Source organism: Methylorubrum sp. Q1 (assembly GCF_004683995.1).
GTDB lineage: Bacteria > Pseudomonadota > Alphaproteobacteria > Rhizobiales > Beijerinckiaceae > Methylobacterium.
Window position 1 is genome coordinate 123,767 of sequence record NZ_SRHQ01000015.1, and the last position, 25,246, is coordinate 149,012.

The 25,246-nt window shown below is 68.4% G+C and carries 12 protein-coding genes and 2 pseudogenes; 12 read left to right on the forward strand and 2 right to left on the reverse strand.

From position 1 onward, the window contains the following. Positions 1–384: 384 nt before the first annotated feature. From nadA to E4V01_RS15815, 4 genes are all read left to right on the forward strand, one after another. The gene (gene nadA / locus E4V01_RS15800; protein ID WP_060770078.1) at positions 385–1,428 is read left to right on the forward strand and encodes a quinolinate synthase NadA; all 1,044 of its coding nucleotides are present in this window, start codon (positions 385–387) and stop codon (positions 1,426–1,428) included. Continuing rightward, positions 1,428–2,957 (forward strand): L-aspartate oxidase, encoded by a 1,530-nt coding sequence (locus E4V01_RS15805; protein ID WP_135298986.1) that lies wholly within the window; start codon positions 1,428–1,430, stop codon positions 2,955–2,957. The genes nadA and E4V01_RS15805 overlap by 1 nt, the downstream gene beginning before the upstream one ends. Beyond that, positions 2,950–3,810 (forward strand): carboxylating nicotinate-nucleotide diphosphorylase, encoded by an 861-nt coding sequence (gene nadC, locus E4V01_RS15810; protein WP_135298987.1) that lies wholly within the window; start codon positions 2,950–2,952, stop codon positions 3,808–3,810. The genes E4V01_RS15805 and nadC overlap by 8 nt, the downstream gene beginning before the upstream one ends. A gap of 313 nt (positions 3,811–4,123) precedes the next feature. Continuing rightward, positions 4,124–4,801 carry a L,D-transpeptidase gene (locus E4V01_RS15815; protein ID WP_060770081.1) on the forward strand — a complete coding sequence of 226 codons (678 nt, stop codon included), beginning with the start codon at positions 4,124–4,126 and terminating at the stop codon, positions 4,799–4,801. Between the two features lie 438 nt (positions 4,802–5,239). Here the strand turns inward: E4V01_RS15815 and E4V01_RS15820 are convergent. Beyond that, positions 5,240–6,009 (reverse strand): annotated as a pseudogene (locus E4V01_RS15820) (IS5 family transposase). Positions 6,010–6,989: 980 nt separating this feature from the next. Here E4V01_RS15820 and E4V01_RS15825 point away from each other — a divergent pair. Together E4V01_RS15825 and E4V01_RS15830 are read left to right on the forward strand one after the other, a co-directional pair. Next, positions 6,990–7,235: pseudogene (locus tag E4V01_RS15825) on the forward strand (IS5/IS1182 family transposase); the annotation flags it as partial. A 512-nt stretch (positions 7,236–7,747) separates the two neighbouring features. Continuing rightward, positions 7,748–8,014 carry a hypothetical protein gene (locus E4V01_RS15830; RefSeq protein ID WP_135298989.1) on the forward strand — a complete coding sequence of 89 codons (267 nt, stop codon included), beginning with the start codon at positions 7,748–7,750 and terminating at the stop codon, positions 8,012–8,014. A gap of 8 nt (positions 8,015–8,022) precedes the next feature. On the opposite strand, the gene E4V01_RS15835 is transcribed toward E4V01_RS15830, so the two are convergent. Continuing rightward, positions 8,023–10,179, reverse strand: coding sequence for an AAA family ATPase (locus E4V01_RS15835; RefSeq protein ID WP_135298990.1), 2,157 nt, complete (start codon positions 10,177–10,179; stop codon positions 8,023–8,025). Positions 10,180–10,216: 37 nt separating this feature from the next. On the opposite strand from E4V01_RS15835, the gene E4V01_RS15840 reads away from it, so the two are divergent. From E4V01_RS15840 to E4V01_RS15865, 6 genes are all read left to right on the forward strand, one after another. After that, a protein-coding gene (locus E4V01_RS15840; RefSeq protein WP_371688524.1) for an IS3 family transposase occupies positions 10,217–11,382 on the forward strand; the annotation gives its coding sequence in 2 pieces (ribosomal slippage) (positions 10,217–10,478 and positions 10,478–11,382; 1,167 coding nt in all). 201 nt (positions 11,383–11,583) lie between these two features. Further along, positions 11,584–14,850 carry a TerB N-terminal domain-containing protein gene (locus E4V01_RS15845; protein ID WP_210234751.1) on the forward strand — a complete coding sequence of 1,089 codons (3,267 nt, stop codon included), beginning with the start codon at positions 11,584–11,586 and terminating at the stop codon, positions 14,848–14,850. After that, positions 14,847–16,196, forward strand: a complete 1,350-nt coding sequence (locus E4V01_RS15850; protein WP_135298993.1) for an ATP-binding protein — start codon at positions 14,847–14,849, stop codon at positions 16,194–16,196. The genes E4V01_RS15845 and E4V01_RS15850 overlap by 4 nt, the downstream gene beginning before the upstream one ends. Next, on the forward strand, positions 16,193–18,511 hold the full coding sequence (locus E4V01_RS15855) for a DEAD/DEAH box helicase (RefSeq protein WP_135298994.1): 2,319 nt from the start codon (positions 16,193–16,195) through the stop codon (positions 18,509–18,511). The genes E4V01_RS15850 and E4V01_RS15855 overlap by 4 nt, the downstream gene beginning before the upstream one ends. A 348-nt stretch (positions 18,512–18,859) precedes the next feature. Further along, on the forward strand, positions 18,860–21,517 hold the full coding sequence (locus tag E4V01_RS15860; RefSeq protein ID WP_135298995.1) for a PD-(D/E)XK nuclease family protein: 2,658 nt from the start codon (positions 18,860–18,862) through the stop codon (positions 21,515–21,517). After that, a complete protein-coding gene (locus E4V01_RS15865; protein ID WP_135298996.1) occupies positions 21,517–24,867 on the forward strand; it encodes an exodeoxyribonuclease V subunit beta in 3,351 nt (1,116 codons plus the stop codon). Before E4V01_RS15860 ends, E4V01_RS15865 begins: the two co-directional genes overlap by 1 nt. Positions 24,868–25,246: the final 379 nt, after the last annotated feature.

Below are 25,246 nucleotides of genomic sequence, written 5' to 3' on the forward strand. Positions count from 1 at the left end.
TTTTTTGCCACTTATTATGGAGAGGCCTGCCCAGAAAGGTTTCGCTCGGTGGCAAAGACACAGCCATCGGTTGAGTAAGATTGGGCGCAGCACTCTCTATCATGTCGCCGCCGACTATTAGCGATGCCCAGTTAACGTTGGATTTAAGTGATTTGGAGCATGCATCTAAGGTGTTGATGAAAATTATCGAATGACATATTTCGTCTGTTGATGCTGCAGCAAGGTTGAGGTTTCTTGCATGTGATGCCGGGCGCGCCTGTGCGGGTGCAGCAAAATTTTGCGTCGCAAAATCGTTATGCTCAGTCTCAGCATATCTGGACATTGCCACAGGCGGCGCCTAACTTAGGCGGCACAATGCTCATTTTGAGCATAAAGGAGACCGCGATGTCCGAGGCAGGATCCGCCCTTCGCGAGCCGGCCGACCGGGCCTTCCCGCTGCCCGATCTCTACGCGCGCGTCAGCCGTCACGTGCCCGCGATCGAGTGGCCGGCGCTGGCTCCCGACGTCGAAGCCATCCTGCGCCTGAAACGCGAGCGCAACGCGGTGGTTCTGGCGCACAACTACCAAGCGCCGGAGATCTTTCACACCGTGGCGGACATCGTCGGCGACAGTCTCGCTCTGGCACGTGAGGCCGCGCGGGTCGATGCGGACGTCATCGTGCTGGCCGGTGTCCACTTCATGGCCGAGACCGCCAAGCTGTTGAACCCCGGCAAGACCGTGCTGATGCCCGATATGGCCGCCGGCTGCTCGCTCGCCGATTCGATCACCGCAGCCGACGTGCGGGCCCTGCGTGCCAAGTATCCGGGCGTGCCGGTCGTGACCTACGTCAACACCTCCGCCGCGGTGAAGGCGGAGTCGGACGTCTGCTGCACCTCCGGCAACGCCGCCGACGTCGTGCGCGCCCTCGGCGTACCGCGGGTTCTGATGATTCCGGACGAGTTCCTGGCCCGCAACGTCCAGAAGCAGGTGCCCGAGGTCGAGATGCTGACCTGGGCCGGACATTGCGAGGTGCATGAGCGTTTCACCCCGGCCGACATCGCCGATGTGCGCGAAAGCTATCCCGGCATCACCGTGATCGCCCATCCGGAATGCCCGCCTGACGTGGTCGAGGCCTCGGACTTTTCCGGCTCGACGGCGATGATGATGAACTACGTCACCGAGAAACGACCGTCCCAGGTCGTGCTCGTGACCGAGTGCTCGATGGCCGACAACATCGCGGTGGCCAACCCCGACATCGAGTTCATCAAGCCCTGCAACCTCTGCCCGCACATGAAGCGGATAACCTTGCGCAACATCCGTGAGGCGCTGGAGACGATGACGCACGAGATCACCGTCGAGGAAGGGCTGGCCGAGCGGGCGCGCCTCGCCGTCGAACGGATGCTCGCGGTGAAGCCGACCCAGACCGTCTCACCGCGGCAGGCCGCCTGATGAGCGTCTTCGCCCGGAGTCCTGCCGACCGGGTGGTCGTGGTCGGCGCCGGTGTCGCCGGGCTCGCCACGGCCCTACGGCTCGCGCCGCGCCCCGTCACCCTCGTCACGGCCGCGCCCCTCGGGGCCGGCACTGCCACGGGTTGGGCACAGGGCGGCATCGCCGCCGCGATGGGGGCGGACGATGCGCCCTCGCTCCACGCGGACGATACGCTTGCCGCGGGCGCCGGCCTGAGCGAGCCGGCGGTCGCCCTGCGCGTCGCCGAGGCGGGACCGGGCCTGATCGATTGGCTCGTTGCCCTCGGCACCGGCTTCGACCGGGAGGCGGACGGCGCCCTGGCGCTCGGGCTGGAGGCCGCTCATAGCCGCCGCCGGATCGTGCGGGCGCGGGGTGATTCCACCGGCCGTACCGTGCTCGATGCGCTGGTGCGCGCCGTCCAGGCGACACCCTCGATCGAAGTCCTCGTCGCCGGCCTGCACGGCCTAATGCAGGATGCCGACGGCCATGTCTGCGGTGTCGTGTGTGAGCGCGACGGCGCGGCCTTCCGCTTGCCCGCCCGCGCCGTGGTGCTGGCGACCGGCGGCACCGGTGCGCTCTACGCCTCGACCACGAACCCGCGGGGCGCCCTCGGGCGAGGGCTTCTCGTCGCCGCGCGGGCGGGCGCAGCTTTGCGCGACCTCGAATTCGTGCAGTTCCACCCGACTGCCATCGCCGCTGGCCGCGATCCGATGCCGCTCGCGACCGAAGCACTCCGCGGCGAGGGGGCGGTGCTGATCGATGAGGACGGCGCGCCCGTGATGGCGGGGATCGAGGGTGGCGATCTTGCCCCCCGCGACGTGGTGGCCCGGGGCATCTTCCAGGCGCTCGGCCGTGGCCGCACGGTCTATCTCGATACCCGCGGCCCGCTCGGCGCCCGCATGCCGCAGCGCTTCCCGACGGTTTTCGCGCTCTGCGCCGAGGCCGGCATCGATCCGGCGGTCCAACCGATCCCGGTCCGTCCGGCGGCGCACTACCACATGGGTGGCATCCTCGTGGACGCCGCCGGCCGCAGCACCGTGCCCGGCCTCTGGGCGTGCGGCGAGGTATCCTCGACTGGTCTGCACGGCGCCAACCGCCTTGCCAGCAACTCGCTTCTCGAAGCGCTGGCCTTCGCGCCGCGCATCGCCGAGTCGATCGATGCCGTCTCGGCCCCGGTGAGCACGGATCACCCGGCGCCGCTGCCGGAGATCCCGCCGCAGGATGCCGCGGCGCTCGCCGAGGTTCGCGGCATCATGGAACGCTGCGTCGGCGTGGTGCGCGATGATGCCGGCCTGTCGCAGGCCATCGCCCGTCTCGCAGATCTGTCCGAGCGCGGCAGCGACGCGGCCGCCACGGGACTGATGATTGCCCGCTCCGCCCTCGATCGGTGCGAGAGCCGCGGCGCCCACTGGCGCAGCGATCACTCGGCTCAGCTACCGGCCCGGCACTCCGTCGTCACGCCCGCCGCAGCGGTCGCCTCGTGCGCGCTTCAGGAACTCACCGATGCCTGACGACATCCTGCTGCCGCTGCCGCGCCTTCTCGTGGAGCCCGTGGTGCGGGCGGCCCTTCTCGAAGATCTCGGTCGGGCCGGCGACATCACCACCGATGCCATCGTGCCCGCGGGCGAGCGCATGGAAGCGGTCATCGCCTCCCGTCAGGACGGGGTGATCGCCGGCACGGACGCCGCCGCCATCGCGTTCGAGTTGATCGATCCGAGCCTCACGGTTTCGGTCGATCGGCCCGACGGATCCCGCGTCGTGCCGGGCGACACCGTGATCCGTCTCTCCGGCCCGGCTCGCGCCGTGCTGACCGCCGAGCGCGTCGCCCTCAACCTGCTCTGCCGGCTCAGCGGCGTCGCTACGGCGACGGCCTCGCTGGTCGAGGCGGCGCGGCCGCACGGCAAGGCGCGGATCGTCTGCACCCGCAAGACCACGCCTGGTCTGCGGGCGCTCGAGAAGCACGCGGTGCGCGCCGGCGGCGGCTCGAACCACCGCTTCGGCCTCGACGACGCGGTGCTGATCAAGGACAACCACGTCGCCGTCGCGGGCGGCATCATCCCCGCCATCGAGCGCGCACGCGCGAGAACCGGGCACCTCGTCAAGATCGAGGTCGAGGTCGACACTCTGGCCCAGCTCGAAGAGGCGCTTTCGGTCGGCGCCGACGCGGTGCTTCTCGACAACATGAGCCCCGACACGTTGCGGCAGGCGGTGGCGATGGTCGACGGACGCGCCGTGACCGAGGCCTCGGGCCGGATCAATCGGGAGACCGTCGGCGCCGTGGCGGCGTCGGGCGTCGATCTGATCTCGGTCGGCTGGATCACCCACAGCTCGGCGATCATCGATTTGGGGCTCGACGCGGCGTAGCGGCCGGCGCAGTCCCGAGGATTCCGCGACCGTGATGACGCGGCCAAGCCGGCTTCGGCATGAGGGCGGACGGTGACACCATCCGCCAAAGCAAGGCTCGGGAAGGTTCCGGCCACCACGAAAATCCTTGCCCGCACGGCCGAGCTGCCACAGTGTGGCCACACGGTCACGAGGCTGGCCGAAGCGGTGCTGCACTGCAAATCAAGCTTGGCTTTAAACCGGGAGCGTTTACGCCTTGGCGAGGGTCCGCACGGCATCGTGCGGCGGTTGTTCCACCGCGTCCCCTGTTCTTCGCCTGCCCCGAGAGGCCCTGATGCGCCGTTTCGTCGTTGCCCTGAGCGGGCTTGCCTGCGCGACGTTCGCGCTGGCAAGCCCCGCCGCAGCCTATGAGATCGACCCGCTCACGCGTCAGCCGCTGACCGAGGTTCTGACGGTGCGCGTGCGCCCGCAGAACACGTTGCCGACCGCCAACGCGGCTCTCCCGGCGGATGTCCCGGGCGCGCCCGCCTCGGCCGCTGACCCGCTTGCATCGACCGTGCCGCAGATGACCGCGATTCCGCGCGATACGGTTCCCTATTCCGGACCCTACGCCCCCGGCACCATCGTCGTCTCGACGGCCGAGCGCCGGCTCTACCTCATCCAGCCCGGCGGCGAGGCCCTGCGCTACGGTGTCGGCGTCGGTCGTCCCGGCTTTACCTGGGGCGGCACGCAGACCGTCACGATGAAGCGCGAATGGCCCGATTGGCGCCCGCCGTCGGAGATGCTGCGCCGCCGTCCCGATCTGCCGCGCTACATGAAGGGCGGCATCGAGAACCCGCTCGGCGCACGCGCAATGTATCTCGGCAACACGATCTATCGCATCCACGGCTCCAACGAGCCGGAAACGATCGGCACGGCGGTGTCCTCCGGCTGCATCCGCATGACCAACGAGGATGTGACGGATCTCTACAGTCGCGTGAAGGTCGGCGCCCGGGTCGTCGTCCAGCGCTGATTGTGCCGACGCATGAAGTTTGTCGGTACGAGAGGGTGGATTGTCGGCAGCGACGACTGAAGTTTGTCGGCTGGCGAAAACTCCCTCTTCCCCAGCGCCCTGGGCGCCATTCTTTCTGATCGGGATTGGCGCCGGGAACGGGAACGGAAAACGGGTCGTCCTCCTCCGAGAGGGCGGCCCGTTTCCTGTTCGGCGGCATGCCCCCCGGCTGGAGGAACGGCAGCGACGCCCGACATGGCGGAGCAGTGTCGCGGGCTTACACATCGAAGCAGGTAACGCGGGCCCATCGCCCTGCGAGCGAGGGCCTGGAACCGGGAGCGGCGTCCTTGGGTGATCTCACAAGGATCCACAGCCCGCGAAAGTTTTTGCCTGATCGCCCAGGGAAAACCGGCGGACGCCGTTGCGTCTATCGTCGCTGCTATTAGGGTCTGGACTCGATCAGCACCAGAAGGCGATGACGGCAGCGAGGGCTACGGCTGAAGCGTAGTTTCGGGCGAGCTTGTCGTAGCGCGTCGCGACGCGACGGAAATCCTTGAGGCGGCAGAAGGTGGCCTCGACGCGCCAGCGCTCGCGATACCGCCGTTTGTCATGGCGGATTTTGCGTTTTCGGCCGCGCTTGCCGGGGATGATGGGTGTGATGCCCTTCTCCCGCAGGTCGGTTCGCAACCAGTCGGCGTCGTAGCCCTTGTCGGCGGTCGGGCGGCGGATACGGCCTGGGGCCTCGGCCAGCACATCCGGGGCGGTGCGCACGTCGCTGGCGTTGCCCGCCGTCAGCAGGAGGACGCCCGGGCGTCCGAGAACATCGGTGAGAGCGTGGATCTTGGTCGTCTGGCCCCCTCGCGACGGACCGATGCCTTGCGCTTTGGCCCCCCTTTTCCGCCCTGGGCCGAACGATGCGCCTTGACGTAGGTGCTGTCGATGGCCGCCGCTTCGCCCGACCACCCCGCCCTGGCGAGGTCGGCCAGCATCGCTCGCCAGAAGCCGCGCCGCGACCATCTGTTGAAGCGGTTGTAGACCGTGGTGCGCGGCCCGTACTCCCCCGGGCAATCCCGCCAGCGGCACCCGCAGGTGAGCACGTGCAGGATGCCGGAGATGATCCGGCGGTCGTCCTCGCGTTCGGGCCCGGGCTGGTTCCTGGGCATGTGCGGTTCCATCACGGCCCACTGCGCGTCCGAGAGCCAGAACAGGTCCACCATCGCGGCCTCCATGCTGCAAAACGGCGGCTCAAAATCACAAAGCGAAAGCGATCGAAATATGTTGGTACGGTTCAGACCCTAGGTTAACGATTCTGCTCGGCCCCGGTCGATGTCATCGATCTCTGGGTCAGCTTAGGAAGGTCACTGAACGTGTCGGCCCCTCGCTTCATAGGAACGGCGACAGATCTGCTCACGAGCAGCTTCGCGCATTCCACAAAAAGCTGACGACGAGGTCATCCGGCACCCTCTGCCGTGCTGCCTCGTGGATGAGGCGGTCATGGTCACCAGTGTTCCTCTACCCTTTCTCAAGCCTGCCCCATGCGGCGCTAGCCTCGGTCTCACGCCGATGGCCGCCATCCTCGGTGGCGAGCTGACGAAGACGAGGGCCGGCAGCGAGTCGCTCCCTCCACGCAGTTTTGGAAAGCTATCTGCACCGCAAGATGGTGCAGATCGTCGCAGCCTGCCCGCACCCGTTCTCCGTTTCGAGCGCCATTTTCGACGCTCGGAGAGAACCAGCGAAAACAGCCGTAAAATTTTCAATAGATTCCTATCGCTGCAAGTGCCTTGAACCAGCTGCTTTCCAGGGACGTGTAACGGATTGTGGGAGTTCTGTAACGGCCGAGCGGAGATCCGTACCAGCCTGCAGATCCCTGCTAAGTGATTCAGTTCATTGGTTCTTGCGCCCTGGACGCCAAGGTCGACGCGCTTGCCTGGGCGCCAGGGTCGAGTCATGCCTCGCTCGTCGGCGGCGCCGGCCAGGGAATGCGCCCATCAGGGCGATGACCTGCCCGGCCTCGTCATGTCGAAGCTAAGCCACGGAAAGGAGGGGACGATGAGGTCAGCCAAGTCCACATGCTTCATGTCCGCACCCTTCGCTGCAGAGGGACCCTTCCGTGGGCGCGGGCAGTCCCGGCATCCACCGGTCTGCGTATCAAGCTGCCCTTGTCGTCCAATGAACGGCAAACCGGCCATTCGGCTTGCTGAGATCCGCAGCAACACTCGCCCGCTGCATCGCCGAAGGGCTGGTCGGTGGCGAGGGCTTTGCCATCGACGGCAGCCTGATCAAGGCCGACGCCAACCGACAGAAAGGGGTTGAAGGCTCTACCGGCCTCCCGCCCGAGGCCATGAGCCGGACTGCTCAGGAGTATCTAGCCATCCTCGATGAAGCCACCTTCGGAGCCGCCACGCCCGTCCTGCCCAAGTTCATCTCGCCCGCAGATCCGGCCGCACCGTGGACTACAAACCGGGTCAACTCCACTGGCTCAAAAGCTATACCTTGGGGCGAACTACCTTACTTGGGGGCGGATCACCATGAGCGTATTCCAATAAAAATTCCGAACGAAATTCGTACTATGCGTTATTATTAGATGATATCGCCGCGCTAGACAGCCAAACAGGTTGCGTTAAGAGCAAGACCGTATGACACATTCGGCATTATTCAGCAGATCCGACGAGTTGTTTCCGGCTTTCACTCAGCCATTTCTCGACAGTTGACATAACCTCCTCACGGCGACTGTCTCCAGCCGCAGTGAGGAGTCGGTTTAATTCGGCTTCAAGGGGCTGCTCAATCGAAGCCCTATCACTATCAGACAAAAACCCAAATGGCAGCTCATGAGCAGCCATCAGATCGAGCAGATAGGCCACCTCCGATGGAGGGCCTTTGCTTGCCCAATAGTGGACAGTGCGTAGAGACACGCCAATTTCGCGCGCAAACTCTACCTGGGTTCTGCCTAGGACACGAAGGACTGCTTTGAACCCGACTCCGTCCATCGACCTTCTCGATCAGGAACAACGAAGGAATGGATGGCTGTATGTCGACAGTGTACCGAGTCTCTTACACGAAGCGATCGCGATCTTCGAACGCCTGCTTGCACCGTTCGAACGCGGTACGCCGTCGGACGATTTCGGCCAATCCTTCGATGACCGCCTCACGTTCTCCGTCAACGACGTCGCACAGTGCATCGATTGCGTCAGAGAGCGGCTGGAGGTCACCCACATCCGGGGCGGCTGGATGTAGCGCAAACATCATCGTACCTCCTCGGCGCTCGCAACAGGCTTGGCGCTCACCTGCGTTGCAGTTGAAGACAGCATGCGGTCGATGTCCTCATGGGACAAATAGCCGGTCTCCTCGAGCGCGCGAGCGATTGCCTGTAATGAGGCCCTCTGCTCCGTCAGGATGTTCCGCGCCCGATCGCTCGCGCGCCGCAGGCGTTCGGCTATGGCTGGCAGCAGCCCTCCGATCAGGACCATGTCAGTGGAGGCTGCCTCCACGACGACGTTGCCCAGATGTCCTAGGCCGTAGGTCAGCTCGATGTCGCGCGCGATCGCAGTCGCCAAAGCAAGATCGGAACCGGCACCGAAGCTCGCACCGATTGATCCGGCACCAAGTTCCACCTCCTCGGCGATCCGGCCCGCCAGAAGAGACGCGATTGCCCCCTCCAGTTCGTAGAGAGTCGCAGCTCCGTCGGCAGCGAATTCCAAACAGGCCTGCCCGCCATTATCATGCAGGGAGAGGTCCACGAGCGTGCCAAAGCCGAGAGCATGACTGACGACTGCATGCCCAGCTTCATGAATGGCGACACGGTGCCTGATCGTAGGCGGAAGCGGGTGACGGCCCTGGCGGATTTCAGCCAGCACCTCCTCCACGGTCACCGCCCGGCCATTACGGCGCGCCGTTCCTTTGGCTCGCCGAACGAAGGCTTCCACGTCCGCGCCGGTCATGCCGCGTGCGGCCAGTGCCAGGGGCAGCATCGGTGCATCCGGAAGGATCTCGCGCCCGAGATGGTGGCGGAAGATCTGAGCCAGAGCTGCAGTATCAGGTTTGACGATTGCGATCTCTCTGTCCAAGCGCCCTGCCCGCTTCACCGCAGGATCGATCTTCTCCGGATAGTTCGTTGCCGCAACCACCACGACGCCCGGTCGCTCATCCACCCCGGCGAGAAGCTCAAGGAAGAGGTTCACGATCTGAGTCCAGTACTGCACGTACTCACCACGGATCTGCCCGCGGTCGGAGATGCCGTCGAGCTCGTCGATGAATAGGATGCAGGGCGCTTGGGCCTTGGCCTGTGCGAAGACCTTCCGGATCGCCTGCAGTGTGCCGGACAGGTAGTCGGCGGCGTTCCACTCGGCGACCGAGGTCGCCACCAGTGGTACGCGCGCAGACTTGGCCAAGGCGCGGGCAAAGCTTGTCTTGCCGACCCCAGGTGGACCTGAAAGCAGCAGACCTCGATGGTCGAATTCGGCCCAGCCTAACCGGCCAATGCGATAGGCCTGCAGGTCGGCTGCAGCGGCCAAGCCCCAACTTTTTGCCTCACCGTAGCCATCGAGCTCTTCCAATGCGGGGCCGACACCTAAGTACTCAGCCTTGGCAGAGACGATCCGCTCCAGCGCCTCGATGCAAGCATCGGGCGTGCCGGTCCTGCGGAAGGCGACGGGCAGATCGGCAATGTCGATCATGCGCAGCAGATTGGTATCGATCCGCCTGGTGGGGAGGCCACCCACGACAGCCTCGACCACAAGAGCCAGACCGGTCTGATCCAGACTCGCCAAAGCGATCTGATGCTCGGCGGACCGCAGCAGGTCACGCGGCAATTGCCGTTTCGGATCGGGCGCAATGCCCACGATCGGGATCCGGACATGCAACGCCGTGCCAATTACCTCGTTACCTTTCTCCGGCCGCGCCTCACGGCCGACGCCGTCGCAGACGAATAGGGCGGCATTCCTGCGGCTCAGTTCACGTGCTCTCCCAATGGCGAGATCCACAACCTTAGTGTCAGGACCAAAGAGGCACTTTTCTGCGACGATCCGCACAGGCTCGACAAGATCGGTTACGTGGGTAGCTAGCGCGACGACGGGCGCCTCACGGCGCAGCCGGCGCACGAGACCAGGCTCCGCCTCGATGGCGCGGGCGAGCATGACGGCCACGGCGGCGAGATCCGCAGGCACAGGTACGTGGGCGCTCTCGGGTCGATTCGCCTCCTCCTGCGCCACGATGCGTTCGACTGCATCTTCGTCGCCGAGTATCGGCTCGACCTCGAAACCGTATGAGCTTGATCGATGGCTGGCCTTGAGTCGCTTGCGCTCTTCTTGAGCGAGGTGCTGCAGAAAGGCGCGTGCGAGTGGGTCGGAGGATGCGGTCTCGGGCGAATGCGCGACTGACGTGACCCCCGTTTCTTCATCCACCTGGAACTAGAGACCGGCCCTGGAAGGGACGGACGGAATGAAGCGGAAGCAGTTTTCGGAAGAGCAGATCATCGGCATTCTGAAGGAAGCCGAGGCGGGCGCGGTAGTGACGGAGCTGTGCCGCAAGCACGGGATGTCGAGCGCGACCTACTACGCATGGAAGGCGAAGTTCGGCGGCCTGGAGGTATCCGACGCAAAACGTCTGCGGTCACTCGAAGAGGAGAACGCCAAGCTCAAGCGGCTGCTCGCGGACACGATGCTGGACAATGCGGGGTTGAAAGACCTGCTGTCAAAAAAGTGGTGACGCCCGCCGCGAAGCGGCAAGCGGTCGCCCATCTCCAGACGACGCTGGGGATGAGCGAGCGGCGGGCCTGCGCGGTCGTCGGGGCGGACCGCACGAGCATGCGGTATCGGTCGTGCCGGTCGGATGATGGCGACCTGCGGTCGCGGCTGCGCGAACTGGCGCAGCAACGCCGACGGTTCGGCTATCGACGGCTGCACATCCTGCTCCGCCGGGACGGCATCATGATCAACCGCAAGAAGACCCAGCGGCTCTATCGCGAGGAGGGTTTGACGGTCAGGCGCCGGAAGGGACGAAGACGCGCTGTTGGCGCGCGGGCACCCGCGCCGGTGCTGGCGCTCCCCAACCAGCGCTGGAGCCTGGACTTCGTGCACGACCAGCTCGTCACCGGCCGTCGGTTCCGCGTGCTCAATATCGTCGACGACGTGACGCGCGAATGCCTCCGGGCGGTAGTGGACACCTCGATCTCGGGCCGGCGGGTCGTGCGCGAGTTGACCGATCTGATCGCCGAACGCGGCAGGCCGAAAATGATCGTCAGCGACAACGGCACCGAACTGACGTCGAACGCGGTGCTCGCCTGGTCGGGAAATGTCGGCGTCGAGTGGCATTACATCGCGCCGGGCAAGCCGACCCAGAACGGGTTCGTCGAGAGCTTCAATGGTCGCATGCGCGACGAACTGCTCAACGAGACGTTGTTCTTCACCATCAGCCATGCCCGCTCGATCCTGGCGCGCTGGGTGGACGACTACAACACCGAGCGGCCGCACTCGTCGCTCGGCTACGCTACCCCGGCCGCATTCGCTGCCGGGCTCGAACAGCAACGGGCGGGGTTAACCCCGCCCGTTGTTTCACCTGCGCTCATGCGCGACAACACCGGCAGGTCTCTGGTTGCCGCTGGATGAAAGACGGGGGGCACGTCAGAATCTAAAAGTGAGGAGGTAGTGAGTCTCATAGGTTGCAGATGGGGCCTTGGTTTGACCCAGCAACTTAGAATACAGTCGTTATAAGGGCGCAGGACCGGGGATCGGACGGCTGCGAGTGGGGGCGCGACCTACGTGGCCAAGGCAATGCGAACCGCGCCGCGGTGGCTGCTCCTCTGCGGAATGACAGCCCTCGCGGGGAGCAGTTCCATCCAGTCGCCGGCTTCGGCACAGCAAGGTGGGCCGGGTGCGCTTGCGCGCACCGTACAGGCCGACCTTCAAGCACTCGGCTTCGATCCCGGCGTCATCGACGGGCGATGGGGTCGCCAGTCACTTCAAGCCCTCCTCCGCTTTCAGCGAAAGGAAGGCCTGCCTCCAAGCGGACGCGCCGACTCCGTTACCGTAGCCCGCTTGCGAGAACGTAGGCAGGCCGTTGTTGCCCCGCCGGGTGGGATCGAGACGGCCACCCCTTCCGTATCGGCACCCACTTGGCCGACCTCTAGCACACCCCCGCCACCGGCCCTTCCGGCTACTTTGGCGGCAACAGCCGACGGTACGGCCCAGGGAGGGATCGAGTCCCTCACCACTCCCGGGGGCGGCGCCGCAATTTCGGACCCGGCGCCGCAAGCGCCGCCCGTCACCGACCCTCCCACCGCCCCGGCCGCCAACGCCGCGCCCGACCTTACAAGGGCATTCACGGATGCCAGCGAGACCGAAGGGGAAGCCTCGGCCCGTTCCGGCCCAGGCCGGTCGGATGCGATGCCGCGTTGGGCGCTTGGGCTCCTGGCCGGCGGCCTCCTGGCGTTCTGGGGCATGCGGCGGCGTTCCCGGGCTGCGTCGGGCGCGGCCCGCGCCTCCGGGAACGACCCCGACAAGACTTCGGAACGGCTTGGCGACGCCCAAGGCGGGCCGGCCCCGCCACCCGCGACCGTTCCCAGGGACCCCGACAGCACGGTCCGCCAGCCACCGGTAGGCGCACCGCTCGTTCCGGCAGCCCAGCCCGTTAGCCTATACCCCGTCGTCCCGCCTGTAGCGCTCGTTCAAGCCGACGGTGCCCCCCCCACCACCCCGCCGAGTACCCCGACCGAGCCGCGGGCGACATTCGGCACAAGGGGCTTGCCTCCTCAGTTGTCGGCGAGCGCGGAAGCGCCGCCTTCGCGTCCCGCGGGCCGCCCGGACCGCGTGGCGGCGACGCCAAAGCCGCCGGCGAAACCGTCGCCGTCGCCACACAGGACTGCCGGTGACAAAGCATGGATACCCGCGGGAGCTAGGACGACGGTCGCCGGCTTCGCAATCCCCGGCTTGGTCTACGTCGGCCGGATTCTGGCACCCGCCGAAGGCTACGGCCGCAACGACAACTGCCTCGTCGATCCGGGCCTGACCGTCTCCAAGAGCAACGCCGATGCCGTCGGCCAGCACATGGACTACTGGCCGGCCTACGAGAGCATGCGACCGTCCTCGCGACGCGCGTTCCTTGAATGGCTGTCGGGCGACCGCGCCGGACCCGACACGTACATCGGCTACGTCTTCGTCTACCTCTACGGCTTGGAGCGGCGCGCAGTGTTGGAGCGATCCGTCGAGGACCGCCCAGCCATCCGTGCCGAGGTGGAGCGTCTGCTCGCCGTATACGGCCACCACGGCTCGTTCCGTCGCTACGCCGGCGACCTTCTCGCGGTCCTCGACATCCTCGACCTCGCGCCCGGGCAGGATCCAGCGCCCGTTTTCTTCCCGAGCGGCGGGGACCTCCCACTCGCGATCTGCATCGCGGTCGGGGCTCGCATCCGGGACGGGCGGCCGGTCGATGCGGACTGGCTGCTGGCATGGACGATGTCGCATCCCGAAACTCGGGTGCGGACCCCTGCACGTCGCGCCTTCGAGCATCTCAGGTCCGAGTTCGCCACTGAATTCGGTCGCAGGAACCCGTCCGGGGGCCTGCCCCTGAAGGTTCGCAAGGGCGGAACCTCGCCTATCTTGTACCGCGCCGCGAGCGGAACCTTCAGCGCCGACCTGAGTCCGACCGGCGCGGAGGGCTTGCCCGACCTGGCACGCTACCCCGAGGCGCTCGCCACCGGCCGCGAGTTGCTGGAGCTGTGTACCGAGCGGTTCGACGCATATAGCCGGTACCTCGGGAGAGGTGGCGCCTCGGCCGGCGAGACCCTGCAAGCCCTGGCGCTGCTGCCGCCGGGCAGGCGCAGGAGCGCGTCGCGCGAGGCTGCGGGCGACGGCCTCGCCTGGCTGGCGGCGCGCGCGGCCGCGGGCGCACCCGTGCCCTTCCAGGAGGTGTGCGCGCGGGTGGGTGGGCAGCCCCAGGAGAAGGCCACGCCGGCAAGGCTCCGCGACCTCGCGGACACGCTCTGCCGCTTCGGGCTGGGGCTCATCCCCGACCCGCGCTTCCCCGTGCGCGCGCCCTCCTCGTCGGCCGTGCTACTCTTCCCTCTCGACGCCCCGAGCGAGTCGGTCGGCCCGCCGTCGGACATCTACAAGGCGGCGTTCCTGACCTTGTCGGTGGGCATGCTGGTGGCGAAGGCCGACGGTGAGGTCACCGACGATGAGCGCTCCACCTTGAACGAATTGGTGGCAACGACGCCTGGCCTCGCCCCTGACGAGCGACGCCGCCTGGCTGCAGACGCATGCTGGCTCGAAGCCCATCCCGCCGAGCTGCCGTCGCTGCGCTCCCGACTTTCTGAGCTCGATACCGGGCAAAGGCAATCCATTGGCGACGCACTTGTGCGAGTTGCCTCCAGTGACGGCAGCCATCACCGGGCGGAAATCGCGCTCCTCGAAAAGGCGTTCAGGCAGATGGGCCTCGATCAAGACCGCCTCTACGCGGCGCTGCACCGGGCAGGTCCCGGCCCCGATGCGGCGCGGGCCGCCGAGGCTCCCGACGACTTGGTCCGCGTCGCACTCGGAACGGGCAGCGAGAGAACCTACGCCATCCCCGGCGCCCCGGCGCCCATCGCCGCGCCCCGCCCCTCGGCGGCGGCGGCGCGACAGGTGGCGGTCACGGACACGTCGAGCGTCCAGGGGGAACGCACGGTAGCCGCCGAGGCGGCGGACCAGGTCGATGCCGAGCGCCTGATAGCGATCAGAGCCGAGACGCTCGCGATCAGCGCCGTCCTCGCCGGCGTCTTCGATACCGAGCCGGAATCGGCGAACGCCGGATCTACCGGGGCCGCACGAGCCGAGGAGGACGCAGCGGAGGCTGGCGGAGTCTTCGCCGGCCTCGACCCCCGCCACGCCCGCCTCCTGCGCGAGCTGATCGCGCGACCGGTTTGGCCACGGGCCGAGTTCGACCGCCTCGCGCGCGAGTTCGGCCTGATGCCGGGCGCCGCCATGGAAGACCTGAACGCGTGGGCCTACGACTGCTTCGACGACGTCCTCGTCGAGGAGGGCGATCCCGTCCACGTCAACCTGCACCTGCTCCCCGAGACCCTGTCGGAAGCCGCATGACCGCCCCTGGGACCAAGTCCGCGCCCCTCATCAAGCCCCGAGACCGGGACACCGTCATCAACGCCTTGCGGGCCGGCGTCGTCCCCCGCCTCGGTCTCCAGCACATCCAGGTCGGCCGGCGCCGGGAGATCGAAGCGCTCATCGCTGACGTCACGCGGGTGGCCGACGGGGGCGCCGCGATGCGTTTCGTCGTTGGGGAATATGGGGCTGGCAAGACCTTCTTCCTGTTCCTGGTGCGGCAGCTTGCGCTCGCCAAGAACCTCGTCGTCGTGCAGGCCGACCTGGCCCCGGACCGGCGCCTCCATGCGACCGGTGGACAGGCTCGCCTGCTCTACGCCGAACTCGTGCGCAACCTCGCGACCCGGACCGCGCCGGACGGGGGGGCGCTGCGCAACGTCCTGGAGCGCTTCGTAGCCCAGGCCATCGAGCATGCGAGCCGGGAAGGCCGCGGCACCGAGGCCTGGATACGCGCAAGGCTCGTCGACCTGCAGGAACAGGTCGGGGGGTACGATTTCGCGACCGTGGTGGCGGCCTACGCGGCCGCCCACGAGGACGGCGACGAGACGCGGCAGGCGAACGCCCTTCGCTGGCTGCGCGGCGAGTACACGACGAAGACGGAAGCGCGGCAGGACCTCGGCGTGCGCAGCATCATCGATGATGCCAACGTCTACGACAGCCTCAAGCTGCTCGCCCGCTTCGTCCGCATGGCGGGCTACGGCGGGCTGTTCGTGTGCCTCGATGAGCTCGTGAACCTCTACAAGCTCCAGAGCGCCCAGGCCCGTAACCAGAATTACGAGCAGATCCTGCGCATTCTCAACGACGTCTTGCAGGGCACCGTCGAGGGACTGGGATTCGTGCTCGGGGGCACGCCCGAGTTCATGCTTGACACAAGGCGGGGGCTCTACTCGTACGAGGCGCTCCAGTCCCGCCTCGCCGGGAACAGCTTCGCCACCGATGGGCTCGTCGATCTCTCGGGGCCCGTGGTGAGGCTCCAGAACCTGACCCCCGAGGAGATGCTCGTCCTGCTGGAGCGGCTGCGGACCGTGTTCGCCGGCGGCGATCCGATGCGCCACCTCGTGCCGGACGAGGCGCTGCACGCGTTCCTCGACCACTGTCGGGCGCGCGTCGGCGACGCCTACTTCCGCACGCCCCGCAACACGGTAAAGGCCTTCGTCGATTTGCTCGCGGTCCTGGAGCAGAACCCCGGGACCGACTGGCGCGAGCGACTCGGCGTCGTGACCGTATCGGAGGACCGCGGCGGCGTCGACGAGTTGGCGGTCGCGGCCGACCCGGACGACGGCGAGCCCGTCCATCGCGACGACGAACTAGCGCGCCTTCAGTTGTGACCGGCCCCGCCGCGGCCCCGGTCCCGGCCCTTTCCGAGGACCGCGCCTCGCAGGCCTTCGAAAAGCTCGCCGAGCCGGTCCGCCGTTGGATCTGGCAGCAGGGCTGGTCGGAGCTACGGGACGTCCAGGAGCAGGCCGTGCCCGCCATCCTCGCTGGCGGCGACGTGATCCTCGCCGCGCGCACGGCCGCCGGCAAGACGGAGGCTGTGTTCCTGCCCCTCCTGTCACGGGTGCTGCCGACCCTGGACGGCGGTCGGCCCGGCTTCTCCGTGCTCTACGTGAGCCCACTCAAGGCTCTCATCAATGACCAGTTCCGACGCCTTGAAAGCCTGCTCGAAGCCTGCGACCTGCCGCTGCACCGTTGGCACGGCGATGTGTCCGCGGACGCCAAGCGCAAGGCCAGGGATCGTCCGCAGGGCGTGGTGCTCATCACGCCCGAGTCCTTGGAGGCCACGCTCGTTCGCCGCGGGGGGGACGCGCCCCGCCTGTTCGGCGCCCTGGCCGCCATCGTCATCGACGAGCTCCACGCCTTCGTCGGGACCGAGCGCGGGCGCCAACTCCAGTCTGTGTTGTCGCGCATCGAGGCCGGCGCGGGCCGCGACCGGATCGACCGGATCGGGCTCTCGGCGACGCTGGGCGACATGGCGCTCGCCCGTGAGGCGCTGCGTCCCGGCGAGCCCGGCCGCGTCAGGCTGGTCGAGAGCCGGGAAGGCGGCTCCGACCTGCTTCTGCAGGTTCGCGGCTATGAATGCCCCCAGCGCCGTGAGCCGTCACGGGACACGCCAGCGCTCCCCCCCGCCGGCCCCGCCGCCAGGGGCACCCTCCCTGTCCGCCCGGAGGACGGATCCCACCCGGCATCGGCCGAGGTCGGACCTATCGCCGAACACCTCTTCGAGGTGCTACGGGGCCGACGCAACCTCCTGTTCGCCGGCTCGCGCCAGAACGTCGAGATCTTCACCGACCGCCTCCGCTCGCTCTCGGAGGCGGCGCGCCTGCCCAACGAGTTCTTCCCCCATCACGGCAACTTGGCGCGGGCCGAGCGCGAGGCGGTCGAGACGCGCCTGCGGGAGGACGGGCGGCCCACCACCGCAGTGGCGACCACCACGCTGGAGCTCGGCATCGACATCGGCGACGTCGAGAGCGTGGCCCAGATCGGGCCCGGCTGGTCGGTCTCGTCCCTCCGCCAACGCCTGGGACGCTCAGGCCGCCGCAAGGGGAAGCCGTCGATCCTCCGCATCTACGTGGCGGAGCACGCCTTTGCCCCCACGCTTCACCCGGCCGATCGGCTCAGGCTCGACCTCGCGCAGGCCGTGGCCATGGTCGAGCTTCTTTTAGACCGGTGGTGCGAGCCGCCGCGGGTGCAGGGGCTTCACCTCTCCACCCTCGTCCATCAGGTACTCGCGTTGATCGCCCAGACCGGGGGCCTGCGCCCGGACACGGCTTGGCAGGTGCTGTGCCGCCGGGGCCCGTTCCGGAACGTCGGTCGCGACCTGTTCGTCGAGGTGCTACGCGCCATCGCCCGACCGGAAGCGTCCCTTGTCGAGATGTCTCCGGACGGCCTGCTGATGCTGGGCCGGGCCGGCGAGCGCCTCGCGGCGGGCTACGACTTCTACGCCGTGTTCCAGGTGGACGAGGAGTACCGGGTGGTCGTCGCAGGCGGTAAGACCCTGGGCACCGTGCCGCTCGACACGACGCTCGCACCGGGACAGACCATCATCTTCAACGGCCGGAGATGGCGGGTCGAGAGCATCGACGCGCGCGCCAAGGTGCTCCTGGTAATCCCGACCGTGGCCGCGTTGCCGCCGCGGTTCGGCGGGGACGGGGCCGCCATCCACGACGAGGTCGTGGCGGCGATGCAGAGGTGCCTGGCCGGCACGCACGTGCCGGCATTCCTCGACCCCGGCGCGCGCGCGCTGCTCGAACAGGGCAGGCAAGCCTTCCGTGCGGACGGCCTCGACCGGCGCTCCATCCTGCAGATCAAGCGCGACTGCGTGATCTTTCCTTGGGTCGGGAGCCTCAAGCTTGAGACCCTCGCGCTGGCGCTTCTGGCGCGCAACTTCCAAGCATCCCCCCTGTGGCACACCGTCGAGGTACGGGACTGCTCCGCCGACGACTTGCGCGCAGTCCTATCCGAGATGGCCGGATCGCCGCCGCCCGACAGCGAGGTGCTGGCAGTCCTCGCCGCCAAGCCAGCCCGGGAGAAGTACGACCCCTACCTCACGGACGCCTTACTCACAAAGGCTGCGACAGCTGAGCGTCTGGACGCAGCGTCGATACCGGCCGTCGCCCGCCGCATCCTCGGAACCTGTGCCTGACACTCAAAGCGGAAAAGTCCGAAGGAATGGCGTGCGATACCCGCCCGGAAACGGCGGAGGCAAGGCCACGCGATCCGGTACATGAACTCGGGGCGAACATACCCCATGACGAATAGGGTAAGCACACCTGACAGCGCGAGGAGCGTCAGGACCATCAGCGTGGAGTAGACCGCTGCCACCGATCAAGCGATTGCCTCGGGTTCGGACGGTGTCGAAAGCCGCCATTACACCCGTCAGATCCCGGCCATCGAAACGCGACGTTCTGCCCGATATCCACAGTCGACCAAGCTTGACCATACGGAGGTAAATTCGGAGACTTACCGCGACCTGAGATTAAGGTTGTCGGGTATGGTGTCTCGTCGAGCGGTCGTGGTCCAGGGCCGCTTGGCGACGGCGGACGCACGCCTGGGCGCCGCGCGGCGCGGGGAGCATGGCGTCCGCGTACTATCCATCGACGCCCTGGTGGCACGCTTGGCGGGGGGCTTCGCGCGGCCGGTCGACGAGGAGACGCTCAAGTCGACCCTGAAAGCGGTGCTTCCCGAGACGGAACTCGGCGAGCTTGATCCCATCAAGGCGCTGCCGGGGATGATCGACGCGGCGGCAGAAACGCTGCGCAAGGCATGGTCTGCAGGCTTCGACCTACAGGCCGCTGCCAGCCGCGGCGACCGCGTCGCCTCCATTGCCCACCTGGAGCGGGCGGTGGTCGCAGCGCTGCCGCCGGGCATGCTGCGCCCCGGCGACATGGCCGCGGCCGCCGCGGTGCGGATCGACCACGCGCCAGCCATCCTCGGGCCCGTCGAATTCGTCGACCTCTCGGATTTGGCGCCGTGCTGGCGCCCCGTCGTCGTCGCGCTTGCCCAGCGCGTCGCGGTCACCTGGGCCTCGGGACCGCGGCCCGTCCCCGAATGGATCGCGGCGACCGCCATCCGGGTCGTTTCCAGTGAGCCAGAGGCCCCCGTCGTCGAGGTCTGCAGCGCTGCGACGCCCCGTCACGAGGTGCTGGAGGCGCTCCGTTGGGCCCGCGGACTGATGGCGTCCGGCCGCGCCCGGCCGTCCGAGATCGCCATCGCCGCCTGCCGCACTGAGGAGTACGACGACGTCGTGCTTGCGCTGCGGGCCGAGGCGCACCTCGACATTCGCTTCGTCCACGGCGTCCCGTCCGCCTCCGTGCGCGAGGGACAGGCGGCGGCCGCGCTTGCGGACGTCCTGGTGAGGGGCCTCTCGCAGGACGGCATCCGGCGCCTCGCCGCGCTCCTGCGCCAAGGTCCCGGTCCGTTCGGGACGCTCCCGCCCGGATGGACAGCCATGCTCCCGCGAGAGGCGCCGCTGACCGACCTAGCGGCCTGGGAGCGCCTGCTCGCCGGCAAGGACGTCCTGACCCGCCCCGAGGGGCCAGCCGTCGCCAAGGACCTTCGCGCCATCCTGTCGCTCCTGGCACGGGGGACGTCGGCCGCCGCGGAGGCTGGCGAGACCCTGCTGCATGGACTTTCGCTGCGGATCTGGCGGAAGGCGCTCCTGGAAGGCTCGCCGGCGGTCGTCGACCTGACGCTGTCGCACCAGCGCATCGACGACGATGCCGACGCCGGGACCTCGGTCGTCTGGGCCCCGGCCTCAGCCCTGGCCTGCGCCCCCAGGCGGTTCGTCCGCTTGCTCGGGCTGAGCTCGCGCGGCTGGCCGCAGGTGGCCTCCGAGGACCGGCTGCTATCGGACCACCTAGTGCCATCCCGCATCCTCGAGCCGGTGCCGCGCTCGGTTTCCGATCGTGGCGACTTCGCCGCCATCCTGTCGACCAGCTCCGAGGCGGTCGTTCTCTCGCGTCCGCGCCGCGGCGCCGACGGCCGCCTGCTCGGGAAGAGCCCGCTCCTGCGCGGGCACCCCGACGGGACGCACCTCGGCCGGAACCGGGTCCCCGAGCACGCCGTCGGCGAGATTGACCGCCTGATGGCGAGGCCGGAGGAGTTCCGGGGGACAGCCCAGGCCACGGCTGCCGCGAGTTGCTGGAGGGCCTGGGCTGGCGCCGGGCTCACGGCCCACGACGGACGTATACGCCCGAACCATCCCGTCGTGCTCTCGGTGCTCGGGCGCGTCCACTCGGCCCGGTCGCTGCGCAAGCTGCTGCGCGACCCGCTCGGCTTCGTCTGGCGTTACGGGCTCGGCCTGGAGACCGCGGACCCGAGCGAGGAGACCCTCACGCTCGACCCCAGGGCGTTCGGCAGCCTCATGCATGAGGTTCTCGAAGCCACCGTCGGCGCTCTGGAGACCGGGGGCGGCTTCGCGGCGGCGTCGGCGGACCGCCGACGGGAGGCGCTGGCCGCCGCCGTGGCCTCGGTCGCCGCCGCGTGGGAGCGCGAGAGGCCGGTCCCCCCAGCGCTCGTCTGGCGGCGGACCCTGGACGAGGTGACTGGGATTTCGCTGGCCGCCCTGTCCCATCCGGATGCGGCCTACGCCGGGCAGACCACTTGGGTGGAGGTGCCGTTCGGCGGGCAGGCCCCGAAACGGGCCGGGGCCGCGGTGCCGTGGGACCACAGCTTGCCGGTCGAGATCCCGGGCACGGAATTTCGCATCTCCGGCTTCATTGACCGGCTGGACTTGTCCGAGTGCCGCTCGGAGGCGCGCGTGCGCGATTACAAGACCGAGAAGCCGCGCAAGCCCACCGACGTGCTTGCCGGCGGACGCGAGCTGCAGCGGTGCTTGTACGGCTACGCCGCGCGAGTCCTTCTAGGCCCGGGCGTCTCCGTCGACGCCTCGCTTCACTACCCGAAGGAGGACATCTGCCTGCCCCTCGACCAGCCTGACACGGCGCTCGGCGACCTCGCCCGCCACCTTGCGGCGGCTGGAGACAGCCTCAGGGCTGGCAACGCGCATCCCGGCCCTGACGCGGAGGATGCATACAACGACCTGTCGTTCGCGCTCCCGGCCAACGCCAGCGAGCTCTACTGCCCGCGCAAGCGGGACGCCGTAAGGGTCGTGCTCGGCGAGGCCGCCGGGATCTGGGAGGCCGCCTAATGACCGCGCACGACAGGACCCTAGCCGACGCCGCCCAGCGGGCTCTCGCCATCGCCGCGCACGAGCGGTCGATGATCGTGGAGGCCGGGGCCGGCTCCGGCAAGACGGCCCTGATGTCGGGCCGGATCGCCCTGATGCTCGCCTCCGGCGTCGCCCCCGGAGCAATCGCGGCCGTCAGCTTCACCGAACTCGCCGCGAGCGAACTTCTTGAGCGGGTCGGCGACGTCGTCGCCCACTTGCTCGCCGGCGAGGTCCCGGAGGAGTTGAGGCTCGCACTCCCGCACGGATTGTCGCCGCTCCAGGGTGCGAACCTGGTCGAGGCGGAGGCCCGGCTCGACGAGCTGGTCTGCACGACCATCCACGGCTTCTGCCAGCGCCTCGTGAAGCCTTACCCGGTCGAGGCCGACATCGATCCGGGGGCACGGGTGGCCGACGAGGCGGAAGCCGACGGCATCTTCCGCGACCTCCTCGACGAGTGGTTGCGGGAATGTCTCTCGGGCGGCGGCGGCCTTGTCGCCGAGATGGTGCTGGCGGACCCGGTCGCGGCGAAGGACGCGGTCGACCGGGTGGCGGAGTGCCTGCGCGAGGGGCGTACGGTCGGAACGCGTCCTGCGGAACCCTTGCCCCACTCGACGGAGGCCTTCCGCGGACGAGTTACCGCGTTCGCCGACTTCGTCCGCGCCTGCCCTGTAGCCGAGCAGGAGACCGCGTCGGCCCTGCTGGCGTTCCAGGCCATGGCCGAGCGCGTCCGCCACCTCGACGGCAACGACGACGCCACGGTCGTCTCTCTGCTAACGTCCGAGCCTGAGCCGAGCCTGTGCACCAAGGACGGCGGGTTTGCGAGCTATCGTGGCGGGAAGGGCAAGTGGGCGGCCGCCGCCAAGGCCGTCGGGATTCCTAAGGTCGAGGCGGATCTGTTCCACGAGGCGGCCAAGTCCCTGCACGGCGCCTGTTGCGACACGTGGGAGAGCATGCGGGCGAACGCCGCCAGTGAGTTCCTGGTCAGGTTGGTCGTGCAGGTCCGCGAGGTCCTCCGCCGCTACCAGGAGCGGAAGCGCGCGGGCGCCCTGCTCGACTTCGACGACCTGATCGCATCGGCGGCCACGCTCCTGCGGGACCACGAGGAGGTGCGGCAGGCGCTCGGCAGGCGGTACCGCCACGTCCTTGTCGATGAGTTCCAGGACACGGATCCGCTGCAAGCGGAGATCCTCTGGCTCCTGTGCGGTGAGTTGCCCGCCGACGCGGCCGGCGCGACCTGGACCTACCGCGTGCTGCGGCCCGGTGCGCTCTTCCTCGTCGGCGACCCGAAGCAGGCGATCTACCGCTTCCGGGGCGCAGACGTGTCGACCTACGTGCAGGCGCGCGACTGCATCCGCGCCAAGTCGCCGGATGACGTGATCTCCGTCTCGACGAACTTCCGGTCCTGCCGCTCGATCCTCGCCTTCGTGGACAACCGCTTCCGCGAGGTGCTGCAGGTGGAGGGGCAACCGGGCTACGTCGCCCTCGACCCGTTCCACGAGGACCACGACCGGGGTCCCTGCGTCGCCGCCCTCGACATCCCGGCGGCGGAGGGGGACGGGAAGCGCAGCGCCGACGCCCTGCGCGACGCCGAGGCGGAAGCCGTCGCGGACCTATGCGCGCGCCTGATCGGCCAGCGTCTCGTGACCTGCAGCCGCAACGGGACCCGGATCCTCCAGGCCGGCGACATCGCGCTCCTCGCGCCGAGCGGCAGCGACCTGTGGCGCTACGAGGAAGCCCTGGAAGCCAGGGGCATCCCAGTGTCGACCCAGGCGGGGAAGGGGTTCTTCCGCAGGCAGGAGATCCAGGACCTGATCGCCCTGACGCGGGTCCTGGCCGACCCTCGCGACACCCTGGCCCTCGGGGCGCTCCTGCGCGGCCCGGCGGTGGGCCTCACCGACGAGGAACTGCTCGACCTGGTTGACGCCCTGCCGCGCGACCCCGAGCGACCCGACGCGCGGCAGAAGCTGCGACTCGGCCTCGATGTCGCGCACGTCGCCCACCCGGTCGCGCGGGAGGTCATCGGGCGCCTGCAGGTCCTGGCGAGGCAGGCGCTCGGCACGACGCCGCACGACATCCTGAGCCAGGCGGTGGACGCGATCCGGCTTCGGCCCGTCGTCCGGCAACGGCACGACGGCCACGCCGAGCGCGCGCTGGCGAACGTCGACCTCTTCCTGGAGATGTCGCGCCCCTACGCCGTGCGCGGCCTGCGCGCCTTCGCCACGGCGATGAAGGCGGCCTGGGACGGGCGAACGCGCACGGTCGAGGGGAGGCCCGACGCCCAGGAGGCGGCGGTCTCCCTGTTCACGATGCACGCGTCCAAGGGCCTTGAGTGGCCCGTGGTTATTCCGATCAACACTTCGACCAGGACGAAGGCCGTGAGCGGAGCCCTCGTCGACCGACCGGCGAACTGCCTGTACTGCCCGGTCTTCGGGGTCCGCCCGGCCGGGTACGAGGATGCCTTGGACCGCGAACGCCGCGAGGTCGGCAACGAGCGGGTGCGGCTCTGGTACGTCGCGGCCACGCGGGCCCGCGAGACCCTCGTGCTGCCGCGCTTCCCCGAGCCGTCCGACCGGACCTCCTGGGCGTCGGTGATCGCTCTCGGCCTCGACGCCGTCCCCGCCATCGATCTGGAACGGCTTCCGCTCCGGCCGATGGCGGCCGTGACGGAGACGCTGAACGAACAGACGCTCGAGGTTTTCGCCTCGGAGGCGGCGACGGTCGCGCGCCATCGGCGGCTAACGTGGATCGTGCCGAGCCGGGACGACGCCCCGGTGCCGGGCTTCGAAGACGCCGGCTCCGAGCCGCTGCCCATTCCGACCGAAGCGGTACCGGCGCCTCCGCAAGGCGGCCGGGAGCGAGGCACGGTCATCCACAAGCTCTTGGAGGAAATCCTCACCGGGGAGCTTGATGAGCGTGACGGGCTGGAGGCCCGCGCACGTTTCCTCGCGGGGCACCTGCGTCCGTGCGGAGCGGACGGCCGGCCGGCCGCGCTCGATCCCGCCGATATTGCCGCCTGCGTCGCCAGGGCGCTCGCCCTCCCGCAGGTCGCAGGCATCCGCGAACGCCTCCGCGCGGAGGTGCCGGTCTACGCTTACGAGGCCCTCGACGAGGAGGAGCGGGCGACCTCGGGCGTGGCCGATGCACTGGCCTGCGACGAGCACGGACAGCCGGACGTGGTCGTTGACTGGAAGAGCGACGTCGCCCCGGAGGAGGGTGCGGTCCTGGGCTATCGCGCGCCGGTCGCGCGCTACCTCGCCGCGACCGGCGCGCGTATGGGCTTGATCGTGTTCGTAACCGACGGGACCGTCGTCTCCGTCACGCCGGCCTGAGGCCGGCGCCGCCCGCGGGAATCCTCAAGACTTGCTGGGGTTGGTCGGAGGGTCCGCCGACCGAACTCTGGGCGCCACATACCTCCCGTCGGCTTGTGAGCCCAAAGGTGGAGTGTTTGATCACCCATCTCGCCAAGACTTGGAGGCCTCGACAACCGCGCTCCCCGCGCGATGAGGGGTCATGGGTTTGAAAGCGGTCACCAATAGGCACGACATGCTGATGGCGCGGCCGCGGCTTATAGGTTCAATTCTTCCTACGGAGCGGGCTTCTGGGCCGACAGGCTCGAAGGTCTGTAAGGGGGGCAGGAGTTCGCTCGCCCTTGTTCGGCTGAGCGCCATAAGCGGCCTTTCGAACAGAGCCTCGGAGTAACCGCTTAGA